The sequence below is a fragment of the Sphingopyxis sp. 113P3 genome (genome assembly GCF_001278035.1).
GTDB lineage: Bacteria > Pseudomonadota > Alphaproteobacteria > Sphingomonadales > Sphingomonadaceae > Sphingopyxis.
In genome coordinates this window covers 2,071,394-2,097,458 of record NZ_CP009452.1, presented here as the reverse complement: position 1 = coordinate 2,097,458, position 26,065 = coordinate 2,071,394, and the positions used below count along the sequence as shown (strand labels likewise).

The window sequence follows — 26,065 nt, the reverse complement described above, 5'->3', positions numbered from 1 at the left end:
CATGGATGCACTGCCTCGACAATCCTCCATGGACCCATCGGACGGCGGGGCGGGGACGCCTGCGCAAATCTCCGTGCCAGCAGGGGCTTCCCTACACGACCGGAAGCCGCGCACGCTCAAACATGGCGACACCTTCGCCGTGTTCGACCATAGCGGCGACGCCATAAGAGGTCCGGGAAGCCCTGAGGGGATTTACCACAAGGACACGCGCCATCTCTCCCATTTTCACCTGACGATGAATGGCGGGGTGCGCCCGATCCTGCTAAGTTCGGCGCTGCGCGACGACAATGCCACCCTGACATGCGACCTGACCAATCCCGACCTGTTCGATGACCAGGGCAGGCACTTCCTGAAGCACGACCTGATCCATATCCGCAGGACACGGTTCCTGTGGGAAGGCGCCGCCTATGAACGGCTTGTCCTCTCCAACTACGATGACCGGCCGCAGAAAATTTCAATCGAGATCGGTTTCGGCGGGGATTTCGCCGACCTGTTCGAAGTGCGCGGCGCGACCAGGTATCGCAGAGGCGAAAACCGTCCGCCCCTGGTGGGAAGCGACCATGTCATCTTGAACTATCGCGGGCGCGACGAGGTGGTTCGCCGCACGACGCTGCGCTTCAGCCCGCAGCCAGAAAGCTTGACCGCGGACCGGGCCATCTTCACCCACGATCTCGCGCCGGGCGAGCGCCGGACCATCCTTATGGAAGTCCATTGCGGCGAGGCGAATTGCGACGGGGACCTGCGCCAGACATTCGTTCGCGCCCTTCGCAGCGCGCGCCGCGCGCTGCGCTCTGCCTCATCCCGCGCCGCGTCTGTAATATCTTCCGACGAGATATTCAACGAAGGGCTACGGCGTTGCGTCGCGGATATCTACATGCTTGTCACCGATACCGAGCATGGCCCATATCCCTATGCGGGCATTCCCTGGTATAGCACCGTCTTTGGCCGGGACGCAATTATCACCGCCATGGAAACGCTGTGGCTCGACCCGCAGATCGCGCGCGGCGTCCTTTCCTATCTCGCAGCGCGGCAAGCGAACAACCATGAGCCGCGCTCCGATGCAGAACCGGGCAAGATATTGCACGAGGTCCGCCAGGGCGAGATGGCCGTGCTGGAAGAAGTGCCGTTCCGCAGCTACTACGGCAGCATCGATTCAACGCCATTATTCATCATGCTGGCGGGCGCCTATCTCGACCGCACGGGGGATGTCGATTTCATTCGCGCGATGTGGCCGAACATCGAAGCCGCCTTGCAGTGGATAGACGATCATGGCGACCGCGATGGCGACGGCTATGTCGAATATAGCCGCCACAATGAACAGGGATTGGTCAATCAGGGCTGGAAAGACAGCCATGATTCCGTTTTCCATGCCGACGGCGCCCTGGCGCAGGGACCGATCGCGCTTGCTGAAGTGCAGGCCTATGTTTACGGCGCCTGGGAAGCGGCGGCCTGGATGCTCGACCGGCTTGGAGAGCCGACCCGCGCCATCGTCTTGCGCGCGAAGGCGCAGGATATGCGTCAACGGTTCGACCGAGATTTCTATGACGAAGCGCTGGGCACTTACGTCCTTGCGCTGGACGGTGCCAAGCGGCCATGTCGCGTGCGGACGTCCAATGCCGGACATGTGCTGTTTACAGGCCTTGCTCTGCCGGAACGCGCGGCAAGGGTGGTGGAAACGCTGATGGCCCCCTCATCCTTTTCGGGTTGGGGCATCCGCACCGTCGCCACAACTGAAGCGCGATATAATCCGATGAGCTATCATAACGGGTCCATCTGGCCGCACGACAATGCACTGATCGCCGCCGGTTTTGCCCGCTACGGTTTTCGGGCCGAAGCCTCGAAGATTTTCGCGGCGTTGCTCGCAGCCTCTACCTATGTCGATCTTCGCCGGCTGCCGGAATTATTCTGCGGTTTTCCGCGGCGGCCCGCGCAGGGACCGACCTTCTATCCCGTCGCCTGCATCCCGCAGGCATGGTCGGCCGCCGCGCCGCTCTTCCTCATCCAGTCGAGCCTGGGACTGTCGTTCGACGCGAAGGCGGAGCAAATTCTGTTCAATGAGCCAGTCCTGCCGGATTTCCTAAACGAACTGCTCATCCGCCGCCTTGAGGTCGGAAAAGGACGAGCCGACATCATGCTGCGCCGGTCCGGTTGCAAGGTGCTGGTCGATGTGCTGGATCGCACCGGCGACGTGCGGATTCTCTCCGCCGCCTGATTGAAAGGCAAGACTACCGGCGCCTATGCGAGAAATAGGCATATGGCTCATTTGGGTGCCAAGGTGCATCACGGCGAACCCGATCTCCGCCAAACTCATGCCCGGCTGCTGCTCTGCGAGGTCAGTGTTCAGCCCATGGAATCCGCATCCGCGGCTCCAGAGCCGTGATGGCCCGACGCGCTGGAGGGGCGTGGACAAAACCACGCCCACAATTCTCTCTTTTTTAGAGGATGGCGCACCCGGAACGATTCGAACGTCCGACCCCCAGATTCGTAGTCTGGTGCTCTATCCAGCTGAGCTACGGGTGCGTGGAGAGGCGCCTTTAAGGCGGGTCGCGCAGGTGCGCAACCCCCTTTTTCCTCTATTTCGACTTGAGCGCCGCCTGCGCCGCCGCGAGCCGCGCGATCGGCACGCGATACGGCGAGGCGCTCACGTAATCGAGCCCCGTTTTTTCGCAAAAATGGATGCTCGGCGCGTCGCCGCCATGCTCACCGCAGATGCCGAGCTTGATGCCCGCGCGCGTCCCGCGCCCGCGCTCCGCCGCAAGTTCGATCAGCTGACCGACGCCCTCGACATCGAGGCTGACGAACGGATCGGTGACGAATATGCCCTTGTCGACATATTGCGTGAGGAAACGCCCCGCATCGTCGCGGCTGATGCCGATCGTCGTCTGGGTAAGGTCGTTCGTACCGAAGCTGAAGAACTCAGCCGACTGGGCGATCTCGCCCGCCATCAGCGCGGCACGCGGCAACTCGATCATCGTGCCGACGAGATATTCGATCTCGCGTCCTTTTTCAGCGAACACGGCTTTCGCCGCTGCATCGACGACGGCCTTCATCAGGTCGAACTCGCGCCGGGTGGCAACGAGCGGGATCATCACCTCGGGCACCGGCGCGGCGCCGGTTTCGGCGGCGACGTCGCACGCCGCCTCGAAGATCGCGCGCGCCTGCATCTCGTATATCTCGGGATAGGTCACGCCCAAACGGCAGCCGCGATGGCCGAGCATCGGGTTGAACTCGTGAAGTTCATTGGCGCGGGCCTTGAGCGCCTCGACTCCGACGCCCGCGGCAGCAGCGACCTCGGCGAAATCCTCCTCGCGCGTTGGCAGGAACTCGTGAAGCGGCGGGTCGAGCAGGCGGATCGTCACGGGCAGACCCGCCATCACGCCAAAGATCGCGGCAAAATCGCTGCGCTGTTCAGGAAGCAGCTTGGCAAGGGCCGCGCGGCGGCCATCTTCGCTGTCGGCGAGAATCATCTCGCGCACCGCGGTGATGCGCGCGGCGTCGAAGAACATATGCTCGGTGCGGCAGAGCCCGATGCCTTCGGCGCCAAAATCGCGCGCGACCTGCGCATCCTGGGGCGTTTCGGCGTTGGTGCGCACCTTCATGCGGCGCACCTTGTCCGCCCATGCCATCAGCGTCGCAAAATCCCCGACCAGTTCGGGAAGCAGAGTCGGCACCTCGCCCGCCATCACCTCGCCGGTCGACCCGTCGAGCGTGATCACGTCGCCTTCGCGCAGCTCTCGCCCCGCGACGCGCAGCACGCGCGCCGCACCATCGATCGCGAGGCCGCCGGCTCCCGAGACGCACGGACGGCCCATGCCGCGCGCAACGACGGCAGCGTGACTGGTCATTCCGCCGCGCGCCGTCAGAATGCCCTTGGCGGCGTGCATGCCATGGATATCCTCAGGGCTGGTCTCGACCCGCACGAGAATCACCGCCTCGCCCATGCCGGCCGCCTTTTCGGCGCTGTCGGCGTCGAACATGATCTTGCCCGATGCAGCGCCTGGACTTGCGGGAAGTCCCTTGGTCAGCACGTCGCGCGGCGCCTTGGGGTCGAGGGTCGGGTGGAGCAACTGATCAAGCGCGCCCGGGTCGACGCGCTGCACGGCCTCCTCTTCGGAAATCAGTCCCTCAGCCGCCATGTCGACCGCGATCTTGAGCGCTGCCTTGGCGGTGCGCTTGCCCGAGCGTGTCTGGAGCATCCAGAGTTTTCCGCGCTCCACGGTGAACTCGATATCCTGCATGTCACGGTAGTGCGTCTCGAGCGTGTCGAAGACCCGGCCGAGTTCGGCAAAGGTCTCGGGCATCGCCTCTTCCATCGACAGCGGCTTGGCCCCCGCCTTTTCGCGCGCTAGTCTTGTCAGATATTGCGGCGTGCGGATACCCGCGACGACGTCCTCGCCCTGCGCGTTGATCAGCCACTCGCCGTACCAGGCGCGCTCGCCGGTTGCGGGATCGCGCGTGAAGGCAACGCCCGTGGCCGAGGTGTCGCCCATATTGCCGAACACCATCGCCTGGACATTGACCGCGGTGCCCCATTCGCCGGGGATCGAATTAAGCCGGCGATAGACTTTGGCGCGGTCGCTTTCCCAGCTCGCGAAGACGGCTCCGATCGCGCCCCAAAGCTGGTCCTTGGGATCCTGCGGGAAAGGCGCGCCTGTCTCGCGCTCGACGATCGCGAGATATTCGAGAACCAGCGCCTGCCAATCTTCGGCGGTCATTTCGGTATCGAGATAGAAGCCTTTGTCTTCCTTGGCGATTTCCAGCGCTTCCTCGAAGGCTGCATGATCAAGCCCCATGACGACGTCGGCATACATCTGGATGAAGCGGCGATAGCTGTCCCAGGCAAAGCGCGGGTCGCCCGACGCCTCGACGAGGCCGACGACCGTCTTGTCGTTGAGCCCGAGGTTGAGGACGGTGTCCATCATACCCGGCATCGAGACGCGCGCGCCCGAGCGGACCGAGACGAGCAGCGGATTGGCAGGATCGCCGAAGCGCTTGCCGGTGATGCCCTCGATATGCGCGATGCCGTTTTCGACGTCCGCGGCGAGCCCTGCAGGAAACTGCTCGCCATTCGCATAATAGGCGGTGCATACCTCGGTGGTGATCGTAAAGCCTGGAGGCACCGGCAGGCCAATCGAGGCCATTTCGGCGAGGTTAGCCCCCTTGCCGCCCAGCAATTCCTTCGAACGCTCGGCCGTGGTGGCCGCGCCGCCGAACAAATGCACCATCTTCGTCATCATATGCTCCTGCTGCCCCGGGGAGGAGGTTGCGGCTGGATAGGTATGCAATCCGGGTTGGTCGATTCAGTTTTACTTCGTTCGTTATAAATTGAGAAAACACCGCAGCGTCAGCCCTCGATTTTCGAAAAATCGGCAACGCCGTGCACGGCGCCGGTAAATCGCGCGAGGAGGCCAAGCCTATAGGCGCGAACCGAAAGGTCGGGGTCATTGACCATCACACCTTCAAAAAAGGCGTCGATCGGCGCGCGAAGACTCGCGAGCGCCGCCATCGCATCGGTGAAACGCTCTTCCGCAACCGCGGCGGCGGCCGCGGGTTCGGCTACGTCAAGTGCAGCAAGCAGCGCCGCGTCGGCCGCCGTCGGCGGCTGCGAGGCGGCCACGTCTCTTACCTCACCTGCCTGCTTCAATATGTTCGCAGCGCGCTTGTAGCCCGCGAGCAGGTTGGAGCCGTCCGCGGTTCCTATAAACGCCTGAAGCGCCTTCACCCGAGCAAGCAGACGGACGAGATCATCCTCTCCGCCGAGCGCGAATACCGCGTCGATGAGGTCGTGGCGAACGCCAGCTTCGCGTTGCTGGACCTTGAGGCGGTCGATAAGAAACTGGAGCACATCGTCGGCGATCGTCAGATTATGCCGTTTCCGCAGGCTTACGGCCTGGTTCACAACGCCAAAGAGCCGCGCCCGAATTGCATTTGCATTCAGCAGCTCGAGAATTCCGAGCGCCGCCCGGCGAAGCGCGAATGGATCTTTGGAACCCGTCGGCTTCATGTCCTCGGCGAAAAAGTTCGAAAGCGTGTCGAGTTTGTCAGCCAGCGCCACGGCCACCGTCACCGGCGCCGTGGGCACTGCATCGCCCTGCCCGACCGGCTTGTAATGGTCGCGGATTGCGTCGGCCACAGCATCGGGCAGACCCTCTGCGCGGGCATAGTAACCGCCCATCAGCCCCTGAAGCTCGGGGAACTCGCCGACCATTTCGGTGACGAGGTCGGCCTTTGAAAGCTCCGCCGCCTGGCGCGCAAACGCGGGATTGCAGGCGGGGACGATAGCTTCGCTCGCGAGCCATTCGGCAAGTTTTGCAACGCGCTCAACCTTGTCTGCGACGGTACCGAGCTTCTCATGGAAGGTGATGCGGTCGAGCTTTTTCGCGTGATCGGCGAGCCTGGTCTTGCGATCCTGTTCCCAGAAGAAGCGCGCATCGGAGAGCCGCGCCGCGAGCACCTTGCGGTTGCCCGCGACGATTTCGGCACCGCTATCGCTCGCATCGATATTCGCGGTGCAGATAAAGCCGTTGGCAAGCTTGCCGCCCGATCCGTTCACGACAAAATATTTTTGGTTCACGCGCGCGGTGAGCTGGATGACCTCCGGCGGCACTTCCAGAAAGGCCTCGTCGAAGCGGCCGAGAAGCGGTACTGGCCACTCGGTGAGGCCCGCATTCTCGATCACCAGCCCCTCATCCTCGACAAGGGCAAGGCCAGCATCGGCTGCGGCCTTAGCAGCGCCGCCGCGGATGATCGCCGCGCGTTCTTCATGGTCGACAATGACATGGCAGGCGCGAAGCTTCTCGGCATAGTCGGCCGCCGACCCGATCGTGATCTCGCCTGGACAGTGGAAGCGATGGCCGCGCGTTGCAAAACCTGAGGCGATACCGCCGATTTCGCACGTCACCAGCTCCTCGCCGAAGATCGCAACGATGCCCGAGAGCGGGCGCACCCAGCGCAGGCTTTCGCTGCTCGCGCTTTCGCGGCCCCAACGCATCGATTTCGGCCAGGCAAAGCCGCGGATGATCGCAGGGATCGCCTCGGCGAGGACATCCCTGGTCGCGCGGCCGGGTTTGTCGATCACGGCGAAATAGACGCCCTCCCGATCTTCAAGCTGGTCCTTTGTCAGTCCGGTCTTGCGCAGGAAGCCTTCGAGCGCCTGCGGCGGTGCATTTGTGCGCGGCCCCTTCAATTCTTCACTCACCGCTGCGGTCGCCTCGGGAAGGCCTTTGGCGATGAGTGCAAGGCGGCGCGGGGTCGACCAGACATCGAGTTCCACCGCATCAAGGCCGGCCGCGCTCAGCTGGGCTCGGAACAGCTTTTCCAGTTCGGCGCGCGCGCCCGCCTGCATGCGCGCCGGGATTTCTTCGCTGCGCAGTTCGAGGAGAAAGTCGGTCACAGCGTCCACCCCGGATATTGCGCGGTCCAGCGTTCGGACTGGCTGTCGATCCATGCCTTGCAGCTGCCCTTCGCAAGATCGCGCACGCGCGCCATGTAATTGGCGCGTTCCTGGACGCTGATCACGCCGCGCGCCTGGAGGAGGTTGAAGAGGTGGCTCGCCTCGATCGCCTGGTCATAGGCGGCGAGCGGGACGCCCGCAGCGATCGCCCGAGTGCACTCTTCCTCGGCCGCCTTGAAGCCTGCGAAGAGCGTATCGGTGTCGGCGACCTCGAAATTCCACTTGGAAAATTGGCGCTCATTTTCGAGGAACACGTCGCCATAGCTCACCCCCGGCACGTCGCCGACGGGGTCGGAGAAGCGCAAGTCGTACACATTGTCGACATTCTGGATATACATGGCGAGGCGCTCGAGCCCGTAGGTGAGCTCGCCTGCGACGGGCTTGCAGTCGAAGCCGCCCATCTGCTGGAAATAGGTGAACTGGGTGACTTCCATACCGTCGCACCAGACCTCCCAGCCAAGACCCCATGCGCCAAGCGTCGGCGACTCCCAGTCATCCTCGACGAAACGGATGTCGTGAAGCAAGGGATCGATGCCGATCGCTGCGAGGCTGCCGAGATATTGTTCCTGGAGGTCCGCGGGCGATGGTTTCAGGATAACCTGATATTGGTAATAATGCTGGAGGCGGTTCGGATTCTCGCCGTAGCGACCGTCGGTCGGACGACGGCTCGGCTGGACATAGGCGACATTCCAGGGCTCGGGACCGAGGCTGCGCAGCGTCGTTGCGGGATGAAAGGTCCCTGCGCCGACGCGCATGTCATAAGGCTGGAGAATCGCGCAGCCGCGGGCGGACCAATAGGCGTGAAGCGTCAGGATCATGTCCTGAAAACTAAGGGGTGTCTTATCCGCCGCGTCGGCCACGTTTCGCCTTCTTTCGCAGGTGCAACAATTGCCGCAGCCCTTGGCGCAGCGCGGGCGCAGGGTCAAGGGTCGGGCGGAGCCGATGATCGCAAAAGGGCCGCGTAGCGTGATCTTGCGAGCAACGGTTGACAAGGTCAGCCAACCCTGCCATTTAGTCAATAACACCTGACATTCAGTCAGGGTTGCGTGACGATTGGGTGGAAATCCCGCGTGAACAATCAACTAAAAGTGCTGCGCGCCATGCGAAATTGGAGCCAAGCCGAATTGGCCCAGCGGCTCGATGTGTCGCGCCAGGCCGTGAACGCGATCGAAACGGGCAAATACGACCCGTCGCTCCCCCTCGCCTTCAAGCTCGCACGATTGTTCGGCATGCCGATCGAGGAGATTTTCGACGATGGTTTCAAGGGACAAGACGATGCCTGCTGAACCCAAGGAAGCCCGCGCGCCGGGGATCGTCTGGCCTGTCGTGATCTCGCTTGGCGCGGTCATGCTCGCCGGCGTCTTCGCGGGCTATCATGACGCCGCCGTCGAAGCCGGGCGCACGCCGCCTGCCCCATGGGTCGGCCCGCTCATCGCCGCGGCGGTCGGGCTCGGCGGCCTCGCCCTCTATTTTCGCCGTCACGCCAGCTGGTTTCGCGCGCTTTCGCCGCGGCAGCGTCGCTATTGGTCAGCGCTCGGTCTCTCGGGCATTATCGGCGGCATTATCGGGGGGTGGATGGTGCTCGACCAGGAAACGGGCCGCGGTGCCGCGGACCTTTTCGGCAGCGGCGCACTGAGCCCCAACTTCGCCGTGGGTGCCTCGCTGCTGTGGGCCGGCGGCCTCGCGGCCGGCATGATCCTCTATCACTGCGCCATCGACGACCATGAAGAGCGCGCGTGGCTGTGGGCGGGGCTGGCAGGCTGGTATGCATTCATTTTCCCGGCGCCCATTTGGTGGGCCCTCCATCGCGCAGCGCTCGTCCCGCCCGTCGACGTGATGCCGCTCTTCCTCTTCTCCTTGCTGGTGAACGGCGCTGTCTATCTCTGGCTGAAGTTTCGCTGAGCCTCTTTTCACTTCTCGCCCAACCGCTACAACCTCTCTCCAGAAAGGCCTCCCCCGATGAAAAAATGGTTCAAGAAATTCGCCACCACCTGCGCGATCATTCCGCTCGCGCAGTGCGCATTGATCCCCGTCAACAGCCATGCCTTCGAACCGGCGGCGCAGGTCGCCCCGGTTGCACCGGCAGGAACGCAGCCCGCCGAGACAATCGACGCCGACCCCGCCTTGTGGGTGGTGAAGGACGAGGACACAACCATTTACCTGTTCGGCACGATCCATGTCTTGAAACCGGGCCTCAGCTGGTTCGACGAGGCGGTGAAGGATGCCTTCGACAAGTCTGACGAACTGATGCTCGAGATCGTGGTCCCCGAGGACCAAGCCGAAATGGCAAAGATCATGCTGCCAGTGGCCATCGACCAGAGCGGCAGGACGCTGTCGTCGCGCCTCGCACCGGAAGACCTTGCGGCCTATCAGGCGGCGATGACCAAGGTCGGCGTGCCGCCCGCGCAGTTCGACATGTTCGAGCCCTGGTTCGCAGGAGTCACGCTCACGATGCTTCCGCTCATCAAGCTTGGCTACGCCCCCGAACAGGGCGCGGAAAAGCAGCTGACGAGCTTTGCCAAGGGGGCGAGCAAACCGGTCGCTGGGCTTGAGACGGTCGAGCAGCAGCTCGCCGTTTTCGATACCCTGCCCGAAGACGAACAAGTCGCCTTCCTCAACGCGGTCGTGAAGGATATCGACAATGTCGGAGCGACCCTCGACACGCTGGTCGAGCAGTGGAGCAAGGGCGATCCTGAAGCGCTGGCCGCGACGATGAACGAAAGCCTGGAGGCGACGCCTGGGCTCGCCGAAGCGCTGCTTTATCGCCGAAATGCCAATTGGGCCGACCAGATCAAGGCACGCATGGAGGAGCCTGGAACGGTCTTCATCGCCGTCGGCGCAGGACATCTGGCGGGCAAGCGCAGCGTGCAGGATTATCTGAAGGAACGCGGCCTGACCGTGACGCGGGTCGACTATTGACGGGCGAGCGCCGCCCTGCCCTACCGGGCGGCCGCATAGCGGCCGCCCTTGTCGCCTGCCTGCTTGCCGCCTGCTCGCCGAACAAGGAGACCCTCGAGGCGCATCCCGCAATGTGGCTCGCCGAAGACGAAGATACGCGCATCTATCTGCTCGGTACGATGCATGCGCTTCCCCAACACATCGACTGGGACGGCGGCAAGGTCGCCGAGGCCGTGGCGGCGGCAGGCGAGCTCATCATGGAGCTCTCGCCCGACGAACTCGCAGCGGCGGGCGAGGAGTTTGCGCGCCTCGCGCCGCGCCCGGTGCCGCTCCCGATCGAGAAGCGGCTGACCCCGGCCGCCCTTGCGCAGTACCGCGCGCTCGAGGCGGGCGGACCAGCCTTTGAGGCTGATGCGCTCGACGATTGGGCGGTGATGGTCTTGATGGGTCAGCGCGTGGCACAGCGGGCCGCGCTCACGCCTGACAATGGCGTCGAGGCGCGGTTGACTGACGATTTTCGCGCGGCTGGAAAGCCGATTGGCGGCCTCGAAACCGCGCGAAGCCAGCTCATGCTGTTCGAATCCCTCGATCTGGAGACGCAGCGCGCGCTGCTCACGCGCGCTGCCGACGGCGCCGTCGACGCGGTCGCCGATGTTCGCGCGCTGACTGCCGCCTGGTCGCGCGGTGATGTCACAGCGCTCGAAAAAGTGATCAACGAGGATATCGATGCGGTGCCCCGTGCGCGCGAGGCCATCATCACGGGGCGCAACCGCGCCTGGAGCGGCTGGATCAAGCGCCGCATGGCAAAGCCGGGCACGGTGTTGGTCGCGGTGGGCGCCGGCCATCTGGTCGGCAGCGAGGGCGTACCGGCCATGCTTGCCGCGGATGGTCTCATGGTACAGCGCGTCCAGTAGGGGCGGCAAGGCGCGCCCCTCCCTTGATTACCTTGCCGCGCGCCTGCGCCATTTGGTCCACAAATGCCGCGCGAGGAGCCGCGGGGGCATGCGAAGCCAGTGCGAGCGGATGTAGAAAGCCTGCCGCAGCGCAAAATTGCTCGCCCTGCCCCAATCGTCGCGCGCAAGGAGGCGCCGCTTGAACCAGCGGTCGCGCGGGTCGCGCCGGTCCCAGCCCTCGGGAAGCGCCGCGCCGAAGACGTCGCGCGCGAGGCGGGCGGCGCGGTGGACCACGGCGCGCAGGCCGTGTTTGTCGGCGCGCGCGTCAAGTCGGCCCCAGAAGCCGGGGTCAGACGCGGCAAAATCGCGCGTCAGGCAGTGAAAATCCCAAAGATTGCGCAGCCCCCCCTGCAAATCGCCATCGGCGAGCAGATGTGCGGCCGAGTGGCAGGCCATGTCGGCGGGCGAGAGCACCGCAAAGCCGCTCTTGGTCATCACCGCATCGGTCACGAGCGCGAGGGGGTCGGGCGTCGTGCGATGCGTTTGCGGCAGGATCGTGTGGTGGACGTCGATCATCCGGTCGCGCGCCTTGTGGATCAGCGGCGGCAGTTCGTGCATATGCTCGCGGTAATAGGCATCGTCATAAGGATCGGACTTCACCCATTCCCAGCCCGCCTCGAGCAGCTCATTTTCGGCGCGGCCGATGTCGTGCACGGGGACGAGAATGTCGAGGTCGCCGATCTGCCGCCCCGCAGCGCAGGACAGCTCGGCTGCAGCATAGGCCGTTCCTTTCAGCAAGACGAATTCGATGTGCTCGCTCGCAAGCGCGCGGCGCGCCATCTCGGCCTCCCACAGCGCCTGCTTCGTCGCAACCGCAGCCGCGGCGCGCTCGTCGCAAAAAAGTGCCGCCACCGGACCAGGGAGCGGCGCATCCTCGAGCCGGTGCGCCAGTGCCGCGAGCATCGCCTCGGCGCGCGCAGCCCCGATCACTCCCTCCCATTCGCCCGCGGTCAGCGTCGCCGCCTCGCATCTGCCCGCAAGGAGGTCGGTGAGATGTTGCACCGCGCTCATGATGCCGCCTCGGCCCAGAGCTGTTCGACGAGCGCAAGACCCGCCGCGCTGTCGGGATAGGAAATGCCAAAGGCAGGGACCGTGCGCACGAGCCGCGTCAACGCCTCGAAGCCCGCCTCGCCGAGCGCGGTGTAGTTGGTCGACGCCTCGGTCAGGCGAACAAAGGCCTCACCCTCGCCGATGCGCTCGATCGCTGCCGCGTCGCCAAAACGCGGGAAGAGCAGCAGCGCCGGGCGCGCGGGCTCGTGCATCGCCGCGACTGCCTCCGGGCGCGGAATCAGGTGGCGGATATCGCCCTTGGGCGTACCCGAAAGGAGCGGGCCAAGCCGTGCGGCGTCGACACGCGCCGCCATTTCGCCAATCGCCTCATTCTTGAGGCTCACGGCGCGCGGAAAGGCGAGTGCGTCTCCGCTTCCAGGGTCGATCATCGTGAATTCGTCGCCCATCAGCCGCCAGCCGCCCTCGCCCAGCAAGGCCGCGAGCGTCGACTTTCCCGATCCCGAGATCCCCGACATCAGGACGCTCTTGCCTTCGCGCTCGGCGGCGCTCGCGTGAAGCAGGAGATGCCGCCGCCAGCCGAGCGCGACCTGGAGATTCATCCCCATTTCAGCGGCGAGCAATCCCATCGAGAGCGGCAGCGGCAGCGCGTCGGGCACGACGAAATCGCCGCCGATGTGCACCGAGGGGCGCAGCCAGCGTCGCCATGGCCGCGCCGCGAACAGCCGTACCGTGGCATCGGCGGGGCGCGCGGGATCGTCAGGGTAGGCCGCATAGAGCGTCTCGAGCGCTGCGATCGGCGCGCGCCAGTCGCTCCCGATGCGGAACCGGACGGGTCCCACGGTGATGCGCGTGCTGTGCCTCACGCGGGTTCCACAAGGCCAAGGGCGGCAAGTTCGCGCAGACGTTCGCCAATAAGCCTGCGCGTCTCGGCGCCCTCGGGAAGGTCGAAGCTCGCCGCGAGGCGCGCTGCGAGCAGTGACGCATTGCAGGCCTCGCCGCCCATAGCCGCCAATATCTCGGGCAGCGGCGAGACGACGAGATGCGTCTGCGTGGACCGGCGGTCGAAGATGGCGGTCACCTCGCCCAACGGCTCGACGCGCAGCGCCTCGGCGGGCGCGGCGCGAAAGGTCGGATCAGCCATAATCTTCAGCGGCAGCAATGAGCTTTGCGAGGATCGCCATCAGAGCGGTGCGCTCGGACGCGCTGATATGCGACTCAAGTCGCTCCTCGGTCGCAAGCGCTGCGGGGACGATGGCGTCGTAGAGCGATCGGCCGGTTTCGGTGAGGTCGAGGTGATGCGAGCGGCCATCGGCCTCATGCGCCTGGCGGGCGATGAGCTGGCGCTCGGCGAGCGCCTTGGCCGCGCGATTGACCGTCACCTTGTCCATCCGCGTCGCCTGCACCAGCTCGCGCTGGGTCATCGGCTTGCCCTCGCCCAGAACCGCCATCAGCCGCCATTCGGGAATCTTCAGTCCGAAGCGGTTCTGATAGTCAGCAGCGATCCTTTCCGACAAGGCGTTGGAGGCTATCGACAGGCGATAGGGCAGGAACTGATCGAGGTTCAGCGTCTTGGCGGCCATGGCACACCTATTATCGTCTGTTTGGCGTCTGTGAAGACAGGCTGGCGATTAAATCCGCCTAAAAGGAGAGGCGCGCGCCGACCCAGAGCGTCCGGGGCGTCGCGCGCTCAACGATACCCGCCGAGGAAATCGCCGCCCCGACCAGTGCGTTGAAGAGATTTTCGCCGCGCGCCTCGAGGCTGATCGCATCGGAAACGCGGCATGACAAACCGGCATCGAGCGTCAGTGCATCGCCGAGGCGCTGCAGCCCAAGGTCGTCCTCATTCTGCCGGCCGATATAGCGAAGCGTCGCAAAGCCGCCGAGCGGACCGGCGCCGCGATTGCTCAGCGAGACGCTGCCGCTGTGCTTCGCGACCTGTGCCGGCCGCAGCCCGTCGAGCACCGACGCGGCGCCCGCAGCATCGACGCGCGCGTCGGTGAAGGCGTAGCTTGCGCGCAGCGTCAGCGGGCCGAGCGGCGCGTCGGCGCTGAGTTCGATCCCCTTGCTGTCGATTGCGTCGAGATTCTGCCGCTGGCTGTAGGTCGCCCCCGCTGCGACGAAGCCGACGCCGGGGAAAGTACCGGGCCCGGTGCCGAGCGTCACGTTGGCGATCGCATTTTCGAGGCGATTGCGGAAGAATGTGACGGCGAGGCGCACGTCGCCGAGCGTCACGTCGGCGCCCACCTCGCCGCCCCACAGGCGCTCGGGGCGGAGCAGCTCGTTCGCGGCCGTCGCGTCGGGGCCGACGCGGAAGGGCCGGTAGAGTTCGTTGAGCGTCGGCAGGCGCCAACCGCGATACAGGGCCGCGCGCACCGCGACCGGCCCCGCGGTCCACCGCAGCCCGGCGCGCCCGCTCGCCTCCCATCCCTGCCGCGCGGCAAAATGCGCGTCGGTGATCACCGGCCCGGCGACATTGGCCTCGAAGCGATAGCCCGCGCCGAGCCACCAGCGGTCGACGCGCGCGCTCGCGGTCCACAACAGCCCGTCGCGCGCATCGCCCGAGGTCCATTCGGCGAAGGCGCCCACCGTGTCGCTGCTGCCCCCCGCTATGCGGTGGCGGCCGGGGACGAGCCCGGCGAACATATAATCCTCCTGCGTCCGCCCGGCCGTCCGCCGCCAGTCGACGCCGAGCCGCAGCGGAAAGGCGCCGCCGACCGCCGGGCGCAGTTCGAGCCGCGCGCCAAGGCCGGTCGCGGGCACCCGCTGGCGAAGCGCGGGGGCGAGGCTGCTGCGATCCGCCGCGACGCTCGCGAAGCCGCTGTCGAAATCGCGAAGCTGGAGATAGGCGAGCGCGAGCCACTGCACGCCCGCGCCGGGCTGGTGGAGAAAGCGCAGGCTGGCGTCGACGCCATCGACGCGGCTTTCGCTGAAATCGGTGCCGCGGTCGCGCCGGTCAGAAAAGCCGCGCAGGCTTGCCTCGATGCGGCTGTCGGCGCCTGCATCGAAGCGCAGCCGCACGCCGAGCCCGCCCTGCTCATAAGGCGCCGCGCGATCGACCGCGCCGCGCTGGCCCACGACGACCGGAACAAAGCCTTCGCCGCGGCTGTAGCGACCGTCGATGGCAACTTGCCCATCGCCCAGCCGCGTCCCGGCGCTCCCGGACAGGTCGATGCTGTCGCGGCTGCCATAGGCGGCGCTCGCCTCGACCCCGTCCGTCATGTTTGAATAGAGGCCGATCGTCCCCGCCAGAGCGCCGGGTCCATCGACCCCGCTCCCCCCGCCGCGCGCGACAATGATGCCGCCGAGCCTGATCGAATCATAGGCGCTCCACGCGACCCAGCCGCCGAAAGGATCGGCCTGCGGCACCCCATCGAGCGTGATCAGCGCGCGGCTCGACGCATTTCCGCCCAGCCCGCGCAGCGTCACGCCCTGACTTGTCGGATGCGCGCTCCGCCCGTCGGAGCGCCGAAACTGGGCGAGGCCGCCCTCGTCGCGCAGGCGATTCTCGATGCGCGTGCCGAGCCCGGGATCGAGGTCGCGCAGGATCGCGGCGGACTGGACCGAATTGCTATCGGTCGGCTTCAGCGATCCGCCCCCGACGACGACAATCTCCTCGGCCGGGACATAGCGCGCCGGGATGAAGATCGGCTCGCCCTTGTCCTGCGCCATCGCCGCCGCCGGCAGCGCCAGCGCGGCCGCCCCCGCGAGCCGGAGGATCACGCCGCCTTCACCGCGTCGGGGTGCGCCTTTTGAAACGCCTCAAGCTCCATGCAGGCAGCGTCGATCGCGACAAGGCGTGGAAAGGCATCGAGCGGCACTTCGAAGCGGCGCGCATTGTACATCTGGGGCACGAGGCAGCAATCGGCGATCCCCGGCGTGTCGCCGCCGAGATAGTGCCCCTCCCCCGCCATGGCCTCGAGCGCGTCGAACCCTTCGAGGATCCAGTGGCGGTACCAATGATCCTTGGTCTGTTCGTTAAGCCCGAGGTCGCGCTTCAGATATTTGAGCACGCGCAGATTGTTGAGCGGGTGGATGTCGCACGCGACGACATGCGCCTGCGCCAGCGCGACGGCGCGCGGCATCGGCGCATCGGGGATGAGCCGCGGCTCGGGATGGGCGCGGTCGAGCCAGTCGATGATCGCAAGGCTCTGGATGATCGTTTCGCCGTCGGCGACGAGCATCGGCACGAACCCTTGCGCATTCTGGGCGAGATAAGCCTCGCTCTTCTGCTCGCCTGCGATCAGGCTGACCTCGACGCGTTCATAGGCGAGACCCTTGAGGTTCAGCGCGATGCGGACGCGGAAGCTTGCCGAGGAACGGAAATAATCGTGAAGAACGAGCAAGGTCATGTCCTGCCTAATGCCCGGCCTTCGGCATCTCGTCAATCCATTGCCGAAGCAGCGCCGCGCCTTCCTTGTGAACGGTCGAGCGGCCGACCTCGGGCATTGCGATCCCCGCCTCGAGACTTTCGAGGCGGTAGATGAGGAAACTCTGATCGGGATCGCCGGGCCAAATAGCAAATTCCATCCCGCCGCTGCCGCGTCCCGCCGCGGTCGGACGCTTGCGGATACCATAGTTGACGCCGACGGGATCGCTCCAGCGCAGGAAGAGCCCGCTGTTCGATGCGCTTCCTTCGGGATTGTGGCAATGGGCGCAGTTGACGTCGAGATAGGCGCGGGCGCGCTCTGCGATCGAGCCGGTGGCGGGATCGTCCCAGCGCGGCATCGGCATGGCGGTCGCGGGCGCCTCGGCAAAGAAGCGCGCAAATTCGGGGCGGCTGAGCGCGGCGGCGAAATCGATATTGGACGCCTTGGGCCCGATCGGCACGATCGCGCCTCGCTTGCTGTGGCATTCCTTGCACTGATTCTTGTTGGGCACGGCATAACGGATGCTGTGCGCATCGCCGCCCGGGCTCTTGAAGCTTACCGGCACCCGGCGCCCCGCCAGGGCGAGCGTCGCATCCTTGCCGTCGGCGTCCCAGATATAGGGGAGCGCCGTCCAGCCGCTCGCGCGGTGAAGCAGGAGCCGCGTCTCGACCGGCCGTCCGCCGTTATGGTCGGGCCAAGCGAAGTTTTTGACGATCATGCTGCCGAGAGGAAAATCGATATGCCCGTCCTCTGCGACGCGCGCCTTCTCGCCCGGCGGCACCCAGATCAGCCGCTGCTTGTCGGCATAGTCGCTAAAGAGCGGCGTACGCAGCGTGTAAGGAAGCAGCGCGTCGATGGGCTCGCTGGTCCCGGGCCGAAAAATGCCGAAGGCCGAAAGCTTCGCGGGCAAATCTCTGCCGTCGATCACCGCCTGGTTCGGCGCGGGCTCTGGCAGCGCGGCAGCCATGCTGGCGCACATAAGAGCCGCGGCGGCCGCTGCCGCGATACGCTTCACTGGACGCGCGCCTCCATGGTCGCGGGCAAGGTGACGCCAGCGAGCGGCTCGGACGTTTCGCCCTTGAGGTCGGCAGGCGACGGCTTCGCTTCGCTCTGCGGCGTGCCGACGTCGGGAAGGTTGAGCGACAGCACGGCGACCTCATCATTGACAATCGCGCTCCCGGCGCCGTCCCACAGCACCGGCGGTATATGGCCGCCCATGGCGGAGGCGATCTCGGCCCCGCCCGGAAAGGCCGGCGCAAAGCCCGCATTTCCGTGCTGATTGCCCCAGACCGCGATATCTTTCGGCAGCGGCTGATATTTTTCGTCCTCATAAGGATAGCGGTAGCCGACGATCATCACATTCGCCGTGCCATTGTCGGCAAGCAGATTGCCGAAAACCTCGACGCGGCTGTTCGCCATGACCAGCACGCCAGTTCCGGTCGGCACGCTCGCGACGATATTGCCCTTGGGCGCAAAGTTCGGCGTGCTGTTGTCGCTCACCACATTGTCGAAGACGCGGACATTATGGCCGCCCTGCTGCGGCAGGCTCGGCAGATCGAAAACCAGGATCCCGCCCGTATTCTTCGTCGCGATATTGTCGTGGACGTCGGCGTCGTAGCAATTCTCGATCTCGATCCCCGCGACATTCTCCATCGCGATCGAATCGCGCACGACGATATTCCTTGACTGGCCGACATAGATGCCCGCGTCGGACGCGCCGCGAACATAGACGCTGTCGATCAGAACGTCGCTACTCTCGACCGGATAGATGCCGTAGGCGCCGTTGGTCTGCTTCGGCCCCGCGGTCCATTCGACGCGCAGTTGATGGTAGACGATACGGTCGGCACCCTTCGACTTGATGCCATCGCCTTTGGTGTTGAGGACCGCGAAATTGGTGAGATAGACGTCGTCCGACGTGACGAGCAGCCCCTCGCCCGCACCCTGCTGGCCCGAAAAATCAAGGATCGTGCCCTCGCCATCCTTGGTGCCTGCGCCGCGCAATGTGACATTGTCGACATCGAGCGAGAGGCCGTCGGTGAGCGTCCAGGTGCCTGCGCCCAGTTCGACGACGTCGCCAGGCTCGGCGAGGATCAACGCTTCTTGCAGTTTCTCGTTCGCATCGGGGGCGCCCGCGGCGACGCTGATCGTCTTCGCAGCGGCGGGGCTGGCCGCAACGGCGAGCGCGGCGATGAATGAAACCCAGTGGACTTGCATCTAATCTCTCCCTGCTTTTTTCGCAGCATGCGGCAAGCCGCGAGAGATGCCAAGGCCTTGCTTACAGCGATGTAGATCAGCTCGCCCGGGGAATGCGCGGGGAGAAGCGCCTAGGGCGCGTCGCCCAAGATCCAGTCGACCCCGGCGGCGACGTGGATCCGCGCTGTGTCATAGATGGGCAGCACATTGGCATCGGGATCGACGAGCATGACGAGTTCGGTGCAGGCAAGCACCAGCGCCTCGACATCCTGCTTGGCGATATCGGTGATGAAGGTGCGCATGGTGCGGCGCGAATCCTCGGTCACCTTGCCCTGCATCAGCTCGTCGTAGACGATGCGATCGACGTCCTCCGCGCGGCTCCCGTCATAAGGAGCAAGCGTCAGCCCGTAACGCACGAGGCGCTGGCGATACCAGGCTTCGGTCATCACATTGCGCGTGCCGATGACCGCGGCTGACTTGACGCCGTCTGCGCGCATCTTCTCGCCGGTTTCGTCGACGATGTGGAGGAGCGGGATCGAGATGGCTGCCGCGACATCTTCCGCCACCTTGTGCATCGAGTTCGCTGCGATCATCAGCGCCGTCGCGCCCGCATCCTCGAGCCGCTTTGCCGATTGGATCAGCGCATTCCTGGCATGCGCCCACTCTTCGGGCGTGTTCAGCCGCGACAGGTCGCAATAATTGAGGCTTTCAAGCAGGATCGGGGCCGAGCATCCTGTCCCGATCCGCTTCTGCACCCCCTTGTTGAGGTGGCGATAATAAATCTCGGTCGAGGCCCAGCTGATGCCGCCGATGAGGCCGATCTTGCGCATTTCGTTCCCAAACTCCGTTCGCCCGGGCCTTGTCGAGCTTTCCAATTACCTTGCCTCAGTGGCACGAACGTCGCTTTGACATGCCCGGGCGACCGGTTCGCCGATGACCTCTCAGTGCCCGCCGCCGTTCAGCGCCTTGACGATGTCGTCGGCCATTTTCTTCGCATCGCCAAGGAGCATCATCGTCTGGTCCATGTAAAAGACATCGTTGTCGACCCCGGCATAGCCGACCCCCCCCATCGAGCGCTTGACGAACAAGACGGTCTTCGCCTTTTCGACATCAAGCACGGGCATACCGTAGATCGGCGATGATTTATCGGTCTTGGCGGCCGGATTGGTCACGTCATTCGCGCCGATGACAAAGGCGACGTCGGCCTGCGCAAACTCGCCATTGATGTCCTCCAGTTCGAAAACCTCGTCATAGGGGACATTCGCCTCGGCAAGCAGCACGTTCATATGGCCGGGCATCCGCCCTGCAACCGGGTGGATCGCATATTTGACGTTGACGCCTTCCTTCTTGAGAATATCCGCCATCTCGCGCAGCGCGTGCTGGGCCTGCGCAACCGCCATGCCATAGCCTGGCACGATGATGACATTTTCCGCCTGGCTCATGAGGAAGGCGGCATCGTCAGCGCTCCCCGGCTTCCACGGCCGCTGCTCCTTCGCCCCGGCTGCCCCGGCGCTCGCGTCGGCGCCGAAGCCGCCCGCGATGACGCTGAGGAAGCTGCGGTTCATCGCGCGGCACATGATGTAGGAGAGGATCGCACCCGACGAGCCGACGAGCGCGCCGGTGATGATCATCGCAGTGTTGTGAAGCGTGAAGCCCATCGCCGCGGCGGCCCAGCCCGAATAGCTGTTGAGCATCGAGACGACAACCGGCATGTCAGCGCCGCCAATGGGGATGATGAGCAGGAAGCCGATCAGGAAGCTGAGCGCGGTAATCGTCCAGAAGACAGCGGGCGACTGATCGGTGAGGAAATAGCCGATGAGACCCAGGATTGCAGCGAGCGTTCCGAGGTTGATGACGTGGCGCAGCGGCAGGAGGATCGGCGCGCCCGACATATTGCCGTTGAGTTTCAGGAAGGCGATCACCGAGCCTGAAAAGGTGATCGCGCCGATCGCGATACCGAGCCCCATCTCGATGCGGCTGACGGTGAAGATCTGCCCCGCTTCATCAGCGATGCCGAAAGCACCGGGGTTGAGATAGGCGGCGGCTGCCACGGCAACCGCGGCGAGGCCGACGAGGCTGTGGAAAGCTGCGACAAGCTGCGGCATCGCCGTCATCGCGATGCGGCGCGCCATCACGATACCGATGACCGCGCCGATGCCGATCGCACCGATCACCTCGATGGGGTTGGCGAGCTCGTGGGTCAGCAGCGTGGTGACGACCGCGATCGCCATGCCCGCCATGCCGAAACGGTTGCCGCGGCGCGACGATGCGGGCGACGACAGGCCGCGCAGCGCAAGGATGAAGAAAACCCCGGCGACAAGATAGGCCAGAGCCACCCAGGGATTGATCGGTGCGACGTCGTGCATGTGAAACTCTTCCCCTGTAGAGCGCGCCTCAGCAGCTCGTCAAAATTTTCAGATTATCAGCGCCTTAGCGCTCTTTTTTCTTGTACATGGCGAGCATGCGTTCGGTGACTGCGAAGCCGCCGAAAATATTGACGCTTGCCATCACGACGGCGGCGAGGCCGAGCCATTTCGAGAGCGGCGATCCCGCCGCAGCGCTCGCGATCAGCGCGCCCACGATAATCACCGAGGATATCGCATTGGTCACGCTCATCAGCGGCGTGTGCAGCGCCGGCGTCACTGACCAGACGACGAAATAGCCGACGAAGCAGGCGAGGACAAAAATCGAGAAAATCGCAATAAAATCCATGATATATCTCCCGATTTCTGCCTATCCGAGCAATCGCTCGTTGACGACCTTGCCGCCCTGGGTGAGGCGGACCGCATTTCCTATTTCCTCGTCGAGGAGAGGCCTTCCTGCTTCCTTGTCCCAGAAGGCGGACAGGAAATTGAAGAGGTTGCGGCTGAACAGCGCGCTTGTATCGGCAGGCATGAGCGCCGCAATATTCTTGGCCCCAATCACGGTGACGCCGTGAATGCGCTTCGTCTCACCCGGGGCCGATCCCTCGACGTTGCCGCCGCTCTCGGCGGCCATGTCGACAATCACGCTGCCCGAGCGCATGGTCGCAATCTGCGCGTCCGAAATCAGCCGCGGCGCCGGACGTCCGGGGATGAGCGCGGTGGTGATGACGATGTCCTGCTTGGCGATATGCGAAGACACAAGTTCAGCCTGCGCCGCCTTATATTCGTCGGACATTTCGGTGGCGTAGCCGCCCGCGCCCTCGCCCTCGATCCCGGCGACGCTCTCGACGAAGATCGGCTTGGCACCGAGGCTGAGGATCTGTTCCTTGGTCGCGGCGCGCACGTCGGTCGCGCTGACCTGCGCCCCGAGGCGGCGCGCCGTGGCAATCGCCTGCAGGCCAGCCACGCCCACACCCATGATGAAGGCCTTGGCGGCGCTCACCGTGCCCGCCGCGGTCATCATCATCGGAAAGGCGCGGCCATAGGCATTCGCGGCGATCAGCACCGCCTTGTAGCCCGCGAGATTCGCCTGACTCGAGAGGATGTCCATCGACTGCGCGCGGGTGATACGCGGCATGAACTCCATCGCCAGCGCCTCGATCCCGAGCCTTGCATAATCATCGACGCGCGCGCGCTCACCAAAGGGATTGAGCCCGGCAGCGAGCCACGCGCCCTCGGCGAAGCCCGACAGTGTCGCAGGATCCGGCCCCTGCACGCCGAGGATGATGTTTGCCCCCTTCAGCGTCTCGGCGCGGCTGCCGACGCTGGCGCCCGCGGCTGCATAGTCGGCATCTGAGATCGAGGCTTGCTCGCCCGCGCCTGCCTCGACGGCAACATTGGCGCCAAGGCCAATGAACTTCTTGACGGTTTCGGGGGTCGCAGCGACACGGGTCTCGCCAGCGGCGAGTTCCTTCAGGACGGCGATGCGCATGCCGGGCCGGTCAGGACGCGAGCAGAAGAACGACGAAGGCGGTCACGAGCACCGTGATGATCGCCCCTACCTTGAACAGGCTGAGGAAGCCCGAATAGGTTTCCTGTGCTGCTTTGATATCCTGTTCGGACGACATTGGCTCTTCCCCTTATATTGCTCGCTTCGCGCACGCCGCACGCGCGGGTCGATTCTGGATTCGCGCAGGTCTTAGCTACGCCTTCTGCTATCCTCAAGCCCCGCCACGAAAGCAGCGAGGCCTTAATCGCCCTTTTACCCCTCTTGCCTAAAGCAGGCGAAGAGAGCGGAACAACGGCCTGACCAGGCCAACGAAGGGGCGGAAAGCAAGAGCGATGGCAAGCGCGCGCGACACACGAACGGTGATGATCGTCGACAGCGAACCGGCGCAGCAGCGCTTCTTGTCGGCGCTGGTTTCGCGCGGCGGCTGGCGCAGCACGGTCGCGGCCGACACCGACACGGCTCTTGCCAAGCTCGGCACGCAGGAGGGCCTGGCGCTCGACGCCGTCCTCGTCGACCAGGGCGCGCCGGGCATTGCCATTCCCGAATTCGTCGCGGAGCTCCGGCGCTGGCGCCCCGCCCTGCCGCTCATTGTCATCACCATGCGCAACGGGGTCGAGGTTGCCGTCAGCGCCATGCGCGCCGGCGCGAGCGATTTCGTCCAGAAGCCCATAGCTCCCGATCGCTTGCTCGGCGCCCTCGATCGCGTCGCCTCGACCGCCGGTCCGCAGGGCGAGCTTCGTCCGCTCACCGAAAAGCTGCGCGCGCCGCTCGCCTTTGAGGAAATCATCGGATCGAGCCCGAGTTTCCGCAGCGCGCTTGCGATCGCCGCCAAGGCGGCCCGCGCGCGCGTGCCCGTGATGATCAACGGCAAGCCCGGCACCGGCAAGGAAGTCTTCGCGCGCGCCATCCACAGCGCGAGCCCGCGGGCGCGCGGGCAGCTTGTCATGGTCGACTGCTCGGCAGTGTCGCCGGGGCTCATCGGATCGGGCCTCTTCGGCCACGAGCGCGGCGCTTTTCCAGGCGCCTTCGACCGCCAGATCGGCCGCCTTGTCCAGGCCGATGGCGGAAGCATCATCATCGACCATGTCGAATGCATCCCGCTTGAGACGCAGGCCAAGCTTGTCGAATTCCTCAATACCGGCGAGGTGCAGATGATCGGCGGCACGATCCGCCAGAGCGTCGATGTGCGGATCATCTCGACCAGCGCGAGTCCGCTCGACAAGCTGATCGAGGCCGGGCATTTTCGCGAGGACCTGTTCTACGCGCTGTCGAGCGCCCAGCTTACCCTGCCTTCGTTGAGCGAACGCCGCGGCGACGTCGGTCCGCTCACCCGTCACTTGCTCGCGCGGATCAGCGGCCTCCCGGGGATGGGGCCGATCGGCGTCACCGACGATGCGCTCCGCCTGCTTGCAGCTTACGCCTGGCCGGGCAATGTCCGCCAGCTTCAAGACGTGCTGTTCCGCGCCGCGGTCGCGAGCAAGACCGATGTGCTCACGAGCGCCGATTTTGCCGCAATCGAGGCGGCGCTCGGCGGGAGCGGAGCAAACGGACAGGGAGAAATCGCGATCAACGGCGAAGCGATCGGCGTCACTCTCTATCTTCCCGACGGAAATCTGCGCCCGCTCGAAGAGATTGAGGCCGACGTGATCCGCCTCGCCATTGGCCATTACCGCGGTCGCATGAGCGAGGTTGCACGGCGCCTCGGCATCGGCCGCTCGACCCTCTATCGCAAATTGAGCGATCTGGGCATCGATACTGCGGCTTGAAATCGCAAGGCTTTGCGCCGCAAGCGGAGAAGTCGAGCTGCGCTGGCCTCATAAGGAGCATCCGGCGTAAAAGCCGCCGCCCTGATCGCTCGCCGCGGCAATATGATCCAGCGGCGGCGAGGCAGACCAGAATCCGACACAAATCAGGCTGTCCCGCGATCGCGGTCCGGATTGTCCCCCACCCTTGGGGCCATTATCGTTTGTCGCATATGTATTTCGGCGGCTGAAGACGATCGCACGGCAATTTTCATACTCGTTGCCACGGCGATTCGGGCCTGCCCCTTGCCGCCGTCCCTGCTTCACTATTATTGATAGGCTGTCGCCGTCCGGTCACCGTACAAGCGGTCATCATTTCTTCGCGGGGGTGGTATATGAAACAAGCGACCAAGAGGCCGAGCGCCAAGACCGTGCAGGTATTGCTGGAAAAACATGCGTGCCCGGTGCCATTCCACGAGGTGCGCACGCGGTTCCTGGGCAGTATCGCGACCCCCGTTGTATGGGTCTCGCCGGTACAGATCGTCGAGGATCTGTGGGACGGCGAATTGCCGACCTTCGATAATATCGATGCCGTCAACGAGCTGCTTGGCATCCTGCTGCGCGGCTTGTGGAACGACCTCACCCGGCATCAGAAACGCAGTCAGCCATTTCGATTGACCCGTATGACTGTGGAAACTGCCGAAGATCTGGGACGATATGGCCTTGTTCGTCTCCAGGAACTGGACGGGTTCATCGAGGGACTTTTCAATGGGGAGGATGTCATCGAACTGCCCGAGCGGGCGCACGAGGCCGTTGAGCGGCTTGCCGAGATGCGCGCCATGATGGCGGGGATCTGCGAACTCTTTTCGCAGAACCCGCATCTGGGCGCTCGACCAAAGATTGAAACAAGCGTCAGGCTCTTGCGTCAGATGACGCGGGTCATGGAGGCCGAGATTCATGAAGCTGTATTATCCTGCACCCGCGCTCGCCTCGGGATGATGGAGAGCGTCTTCACCGAGAAGCCGACGGTGCATTGATGGCCGTGCCGGAAGAGCAGCTCCGCGAAACTGCGGAAGATTGAAGCCCTCTATGCTGGCGCCGGGGCGGAGGGTGAGACGTCGGCCGCGGGCGGCGCTGCGGAGCGTATCCGCCTTAGATTCGAGACAGCGAGCAAGCAGGCGCGGGCTGAGGAGTTTAAATTCTCAATTCCTGATCCTTGGTCTCGTCAGCTTTTCATCGCCCTATGCCGACGATATGGCATCAAGCCGTTCCGCTACTCGCGGATGCACCGTCAGACCGCGATAATCCGTGCCCCCGGCCAGCTTCGTCCAGACAACGCTATGGCCCGAGTTCGATGAATTGAGCGGCGCGCTCCACGCCCATCTCCACGAGATTACCGCGAAGATGGCGAGGAATGCTTGAAGCGACCGAGGATGCCGATGAGCTAATCGATCCGCACCGATTGCGGTGGTATCCTCCATATTGCGCAGCCCGTTTTCATCGCTGACGATGCCGAGCCACTAATGGCTGACTGCAGGCATCCGCCACTTGGCAACAGGGTGCGGCATAATCCTG

At 64.7% G+C, this 26,065-nt stretch carries 23 protein-coding genes and 1 tRNA gene; 7 read left to right on the top strand and 17 right to left on the bottom strand.

Annotation, left to right across the window (positions count from 1 at the left end; translation table 11 throughout):
- Position 1 precedes the first annotated feature (1 nt).
- Positions 2–2,212 carry an amylo-alpha-1,6-glucosidase gene (locus tag LH20_RS10165; protein WP_053554093.1) on the top strand — a complete coding sequence of 737 codons (2,211 nt, stop codon included), beginning with the start codon at positions 2–4 and terminating at the stop codon, positions 2,210–2,212.
- A gap of 231 nt (positions 2,213–2,443) precedes the next feature.
- Here LH20_RS10165 and LH20_RS10160 read toward each other — a convergent pair.
- The 4 genes from LH20_RS10160 to LH20_RS10145 form a co-directional block, all read right to left on the bottom strand.
- A tRNA-Arg gene (locus LH20_RS10160) sits at positions 2,444–2,520 on the bottom strand.
- A 53-nt stretch (positions 2,521–2,573) separates the two neighbouring features.
- Entirely contained in the window at positions 2,574–5,234 is a 2,661-nt protein-coding gene (gene ppdK, locus LH20_RS10155) for a pyruvate, phosphate dikinase (RefSeq protein WP_053556226.1), read from the bottom strand.
- 110 nt (positions 5,235–5,344) lie between these two features.
- Positions 5,345–7,393 (bottom strand): glycine--tRNA ligase subunit beta, encoded by a 2,049-nt coding sequence (gene glyS, locus LH20_RS10150; protein WP_053556225.1) that lies wholly within the window; start codon positions 7,391–7,393, stop codon positions 5,345–5,347.
- Complete coding sequence (locus tag LH20_RS10145) at positions 7,390–8,271, bottom strand: glycine--tRNA ligase subunit alpha (RefSeq protein ID WP_053556224.1); 882 nt, start codon at positions 8,269–8,271, stop codon at positions 7,390–7,392. The genes glyS and LH20_RS10145 overlap by 4 nt, the downstream gene beginning before the upstream one ends.
- A gap of 252 nt (positions 8,272–8,523) precedes the next feature.
- Here LH20_RS10145 and LH20_RS10140 point away from each other — a divergent pair, with 252 nt between their 5' ends.
- The 4 genes from LH20_RS10140 to LH20_RS10125 are packed head-to-tail and all read left to right on the top strand — an operon-like array spanning position 8,524 to position 11,265.
- Positions 8,524–8,739: a helix-turn-helix transcriptional regulator gene (locus tag LH20_RS10140; protein ID WP_053554092.1), complete on the top strand. Its 216-nt coding sequence runs from the start codon at positions 8,524–8,526 to the stop codon at positions 8,737–8,739.
- Positions 8,729–9,355, top strand: coding sequence for a hypothetical protein (locus LH20_RS10135; RefSeq protein WP_053554091.1), 627 nt, complete (start codon positions 8,729–8,731; stop codon positions 9,353–9,355). Before LH20_RS10140 ends, LH20_RS10135 begins: the two co-directional genes overlap by 11 nt.
- 57 nt (positions 9,356–9,412) lie before the next feature.
- Entirely contained in the window at positions 9,413–10,372 is a 960-nt protein-coding gene (locus LH20_RS10130; RefSeq protein ID WP_053554090.1) for a TraB/GumN family protein, read from the top strand.
- A complete protein-coding gene (locus LH20_RS10125) occupies positions 10,369–11,265 on the top strand; it encodes a TraB/GumN family protein (protein WP_053554089.1) in 897 nt (298 codons plus the stop codon). Before LH20_RS10130 ends, LH20_RS10125 begins: the two co-directional genes overlap by 4 nt.
- Positions 11,266–11,292: 27 nt before the next feature.
- On the opposite strand, the gene LH20_RS10120 is transcribed toward LH20_RS10125, so the two are convergent.
- The 13 genes from LH20_RS10120 to LH20_RS10060 form a co-directional block, all read right to left on the bottom strand.
- A complete protein-coding gene (locus LH20_RS10120; protein WP_053554088.1) occupies positions 11,293–12,315 on the bottom strand; it encodes a nucleotidyltransferase domain-containing protein in 1,023 nt (340 codons plus the stop codon).
- Complete coding sequence (locus LH20_RS10115) at positions 12,312–13,178, bottom strand: HprK-related kinase A (protein WP_053554087.1); 867 nt, start codon at positions 13,176–13,178, stop codon at positions 12,312–12,314. The genes LH20_RS10120 and LH20_RS10115 overlap by 4 nt, the downstream gene beginning before the upstream one ends.
- A complete protein-coding gene (locus LH20_RS10110) occupies positions 13,175–13,456 on the bottom strand; it encodes an HPr-rel-A system PqqD family peptide chaperone (protein WP_053554086.1) in 282 nt (93 codons plus the stop codon). The genes LH20_RS10115 and LH20_RS10110 overlap by 4 nt, the downstream gene beginning before the upstream one ends.
- Positions 13,449–13,895, bottom strand: coding sequence for a MarR family winged helix-turn-helix transcriptional regulator (locus tag LH20_RS10105; protein WP_053554085.1), 447 nt, complete (start codon positions 13,893–13,895; stop codon positions 13,449–13,451). The genes LH20_RS10110 and LH20_RS10105 overlap by 8 nt, the downstream gene beginning before the upstream one ends.
- Positions 13,896–13,953: 58 nt before the next feature.
- Entirely contained in the window at positions 13,954–16,035 is a 2,082-nt protein-coding gene (locus tag LH20_RS10100) for a TonB-dependent receptor (protein ID WP_235527175.1), read from the bottom strand.
- Positions 16,032–16,664, bottom strand: coding sequence for a maleylacetoacetate isomerase (maiA, locus tag LH20_RS10095; protein WP_083455374.1), 633 nt, complete (start codon positions 16,662–16,664; stop codon positions 16,032–16,034). Before maiA ends, LH20_RS10100 begins: the two co-directional genes overlap by 4 nt.
- 7 nt (positions 16,665–16,671) lie before the next feature.
- On the bottom strand, positions 16,672–17,697 hold the full coding sequence (locus LH20_RS10090) for an SO2930 family diheme c-type cytochrome (protein WP_053554084.1): 1,026 nt from the start codon (positions 17,695–17,697) through the stop codon (positions 16,672–16,674).
- Positions 17,694–18,896, bottom strand: a complete 1,203-nt coding sequence (locus LH20_RS10085) for a parallel beta-helix domain-containing protein (protein ID WP_053554083.1) — start codon at positions 18,894–18,896, stop codon at positions 17,694–17,696. Before LH20_RS10085 ends, LH20_RS10090 begins: the two co-directional genes overlap by 4 nt.
- A 110-nt stretch (positions 18,897–19,006) precedes the next feature.
- The gene (locus LH20_RS10080; RefSeq protein ID WP_053554082.1) at positions 19,007–19,705 is read right to left on the bottom strand and encodes an aspartate/glutamate racemase family protein; all 699 of its coding nucleotides are present in this window, start codon (positions 19,703–19,705) and stop codon (positions 19,007–19,009) included.
- A gap of 111 nt (positions 19,706–19,816) precedes the next feature.
- Positions 19,817–21,241, bottom strand: coding sequence for an NAD(P)(+) transhydrogenase (Re/Si-specific) subunit beta (locus tag LH20_RS10075; RefSeq protein WP_053554081.1), 1,425 nt, complete (start codon positions 21,239–21,241; stop codon positions 19,817–19,819).
- Between the two features lie 64 nt (positions 21,242–21,305).
- Positions 21,306–21,587 carry an NAD(P) transhydrogenase subunit alpha gene (locus LH20_RS10070; protein WP_053554080.1) on the bottom strand — a complete coding sequence of 94 codons (282 nt, stop codon included), beginning with the start codon at positions 21,585–21,587 and terminating at the stop codon, positions 21,306–21,308.
- A 21-nt stretch (positions 21,588–21,608) separates the two neighbouring features.
- Positions 21,609–22,730, bottom strand: coding sequence for an NAD(P) transhydrogenase subunit alpha (locus LH20_RS10065; RefSeq protein WP_053554079.1), 1,122 nt, complete (start codon positions 22,728–22,730; stop codon positions 21,609–21,611).
- 10 nt (positions 22,731–22,740) lie between these two features.
- Positions 22,741–22,866, bottom strand: coding sequence for an aa3-type cytochrome c oxidase subunit IV (locus tag LH20_RS10060; protein ID WP_053554078.1), 126 nt, complete (start codon positions 22,864–22,866; stop codon positions 22,741–22,743).
- A 214-nt stretch (positions 22,867–23,080) separates the two neighbouring features.
- Here LH20_RS10060 and LH20_RS10055 point away from each other — a divergent pair, with 214 nt between their 5' ends.
- Both LH20_RS10055 and LH20_RS10050 read left to right on the top strand, forming a co-directional pair.
- Positions 23,081–24,514, top strand: coding sequence for a sigma-54-dependent transcriptional regulator (locus LH20_RS10055; protein WP_053554077.1), 1,434 nt, complete (start codon positions 23,081–23,083; stop codon positions 24,512–24,514).
- 371 nt (positions 24,515–24,885) lie between these two features.
- Complete coding sequence (locus LH20_RS10050) at positions 24,886–25,527, top strand: hypothetical protein (protein ID WP_053554076.1); 642 nt, start codon at positions 24,886–24,888, stop codon at positions 25,525–25,527.
- The last annotated feature ends 538 nt before the right edge of the window (positions 25,528–26,065 follow it).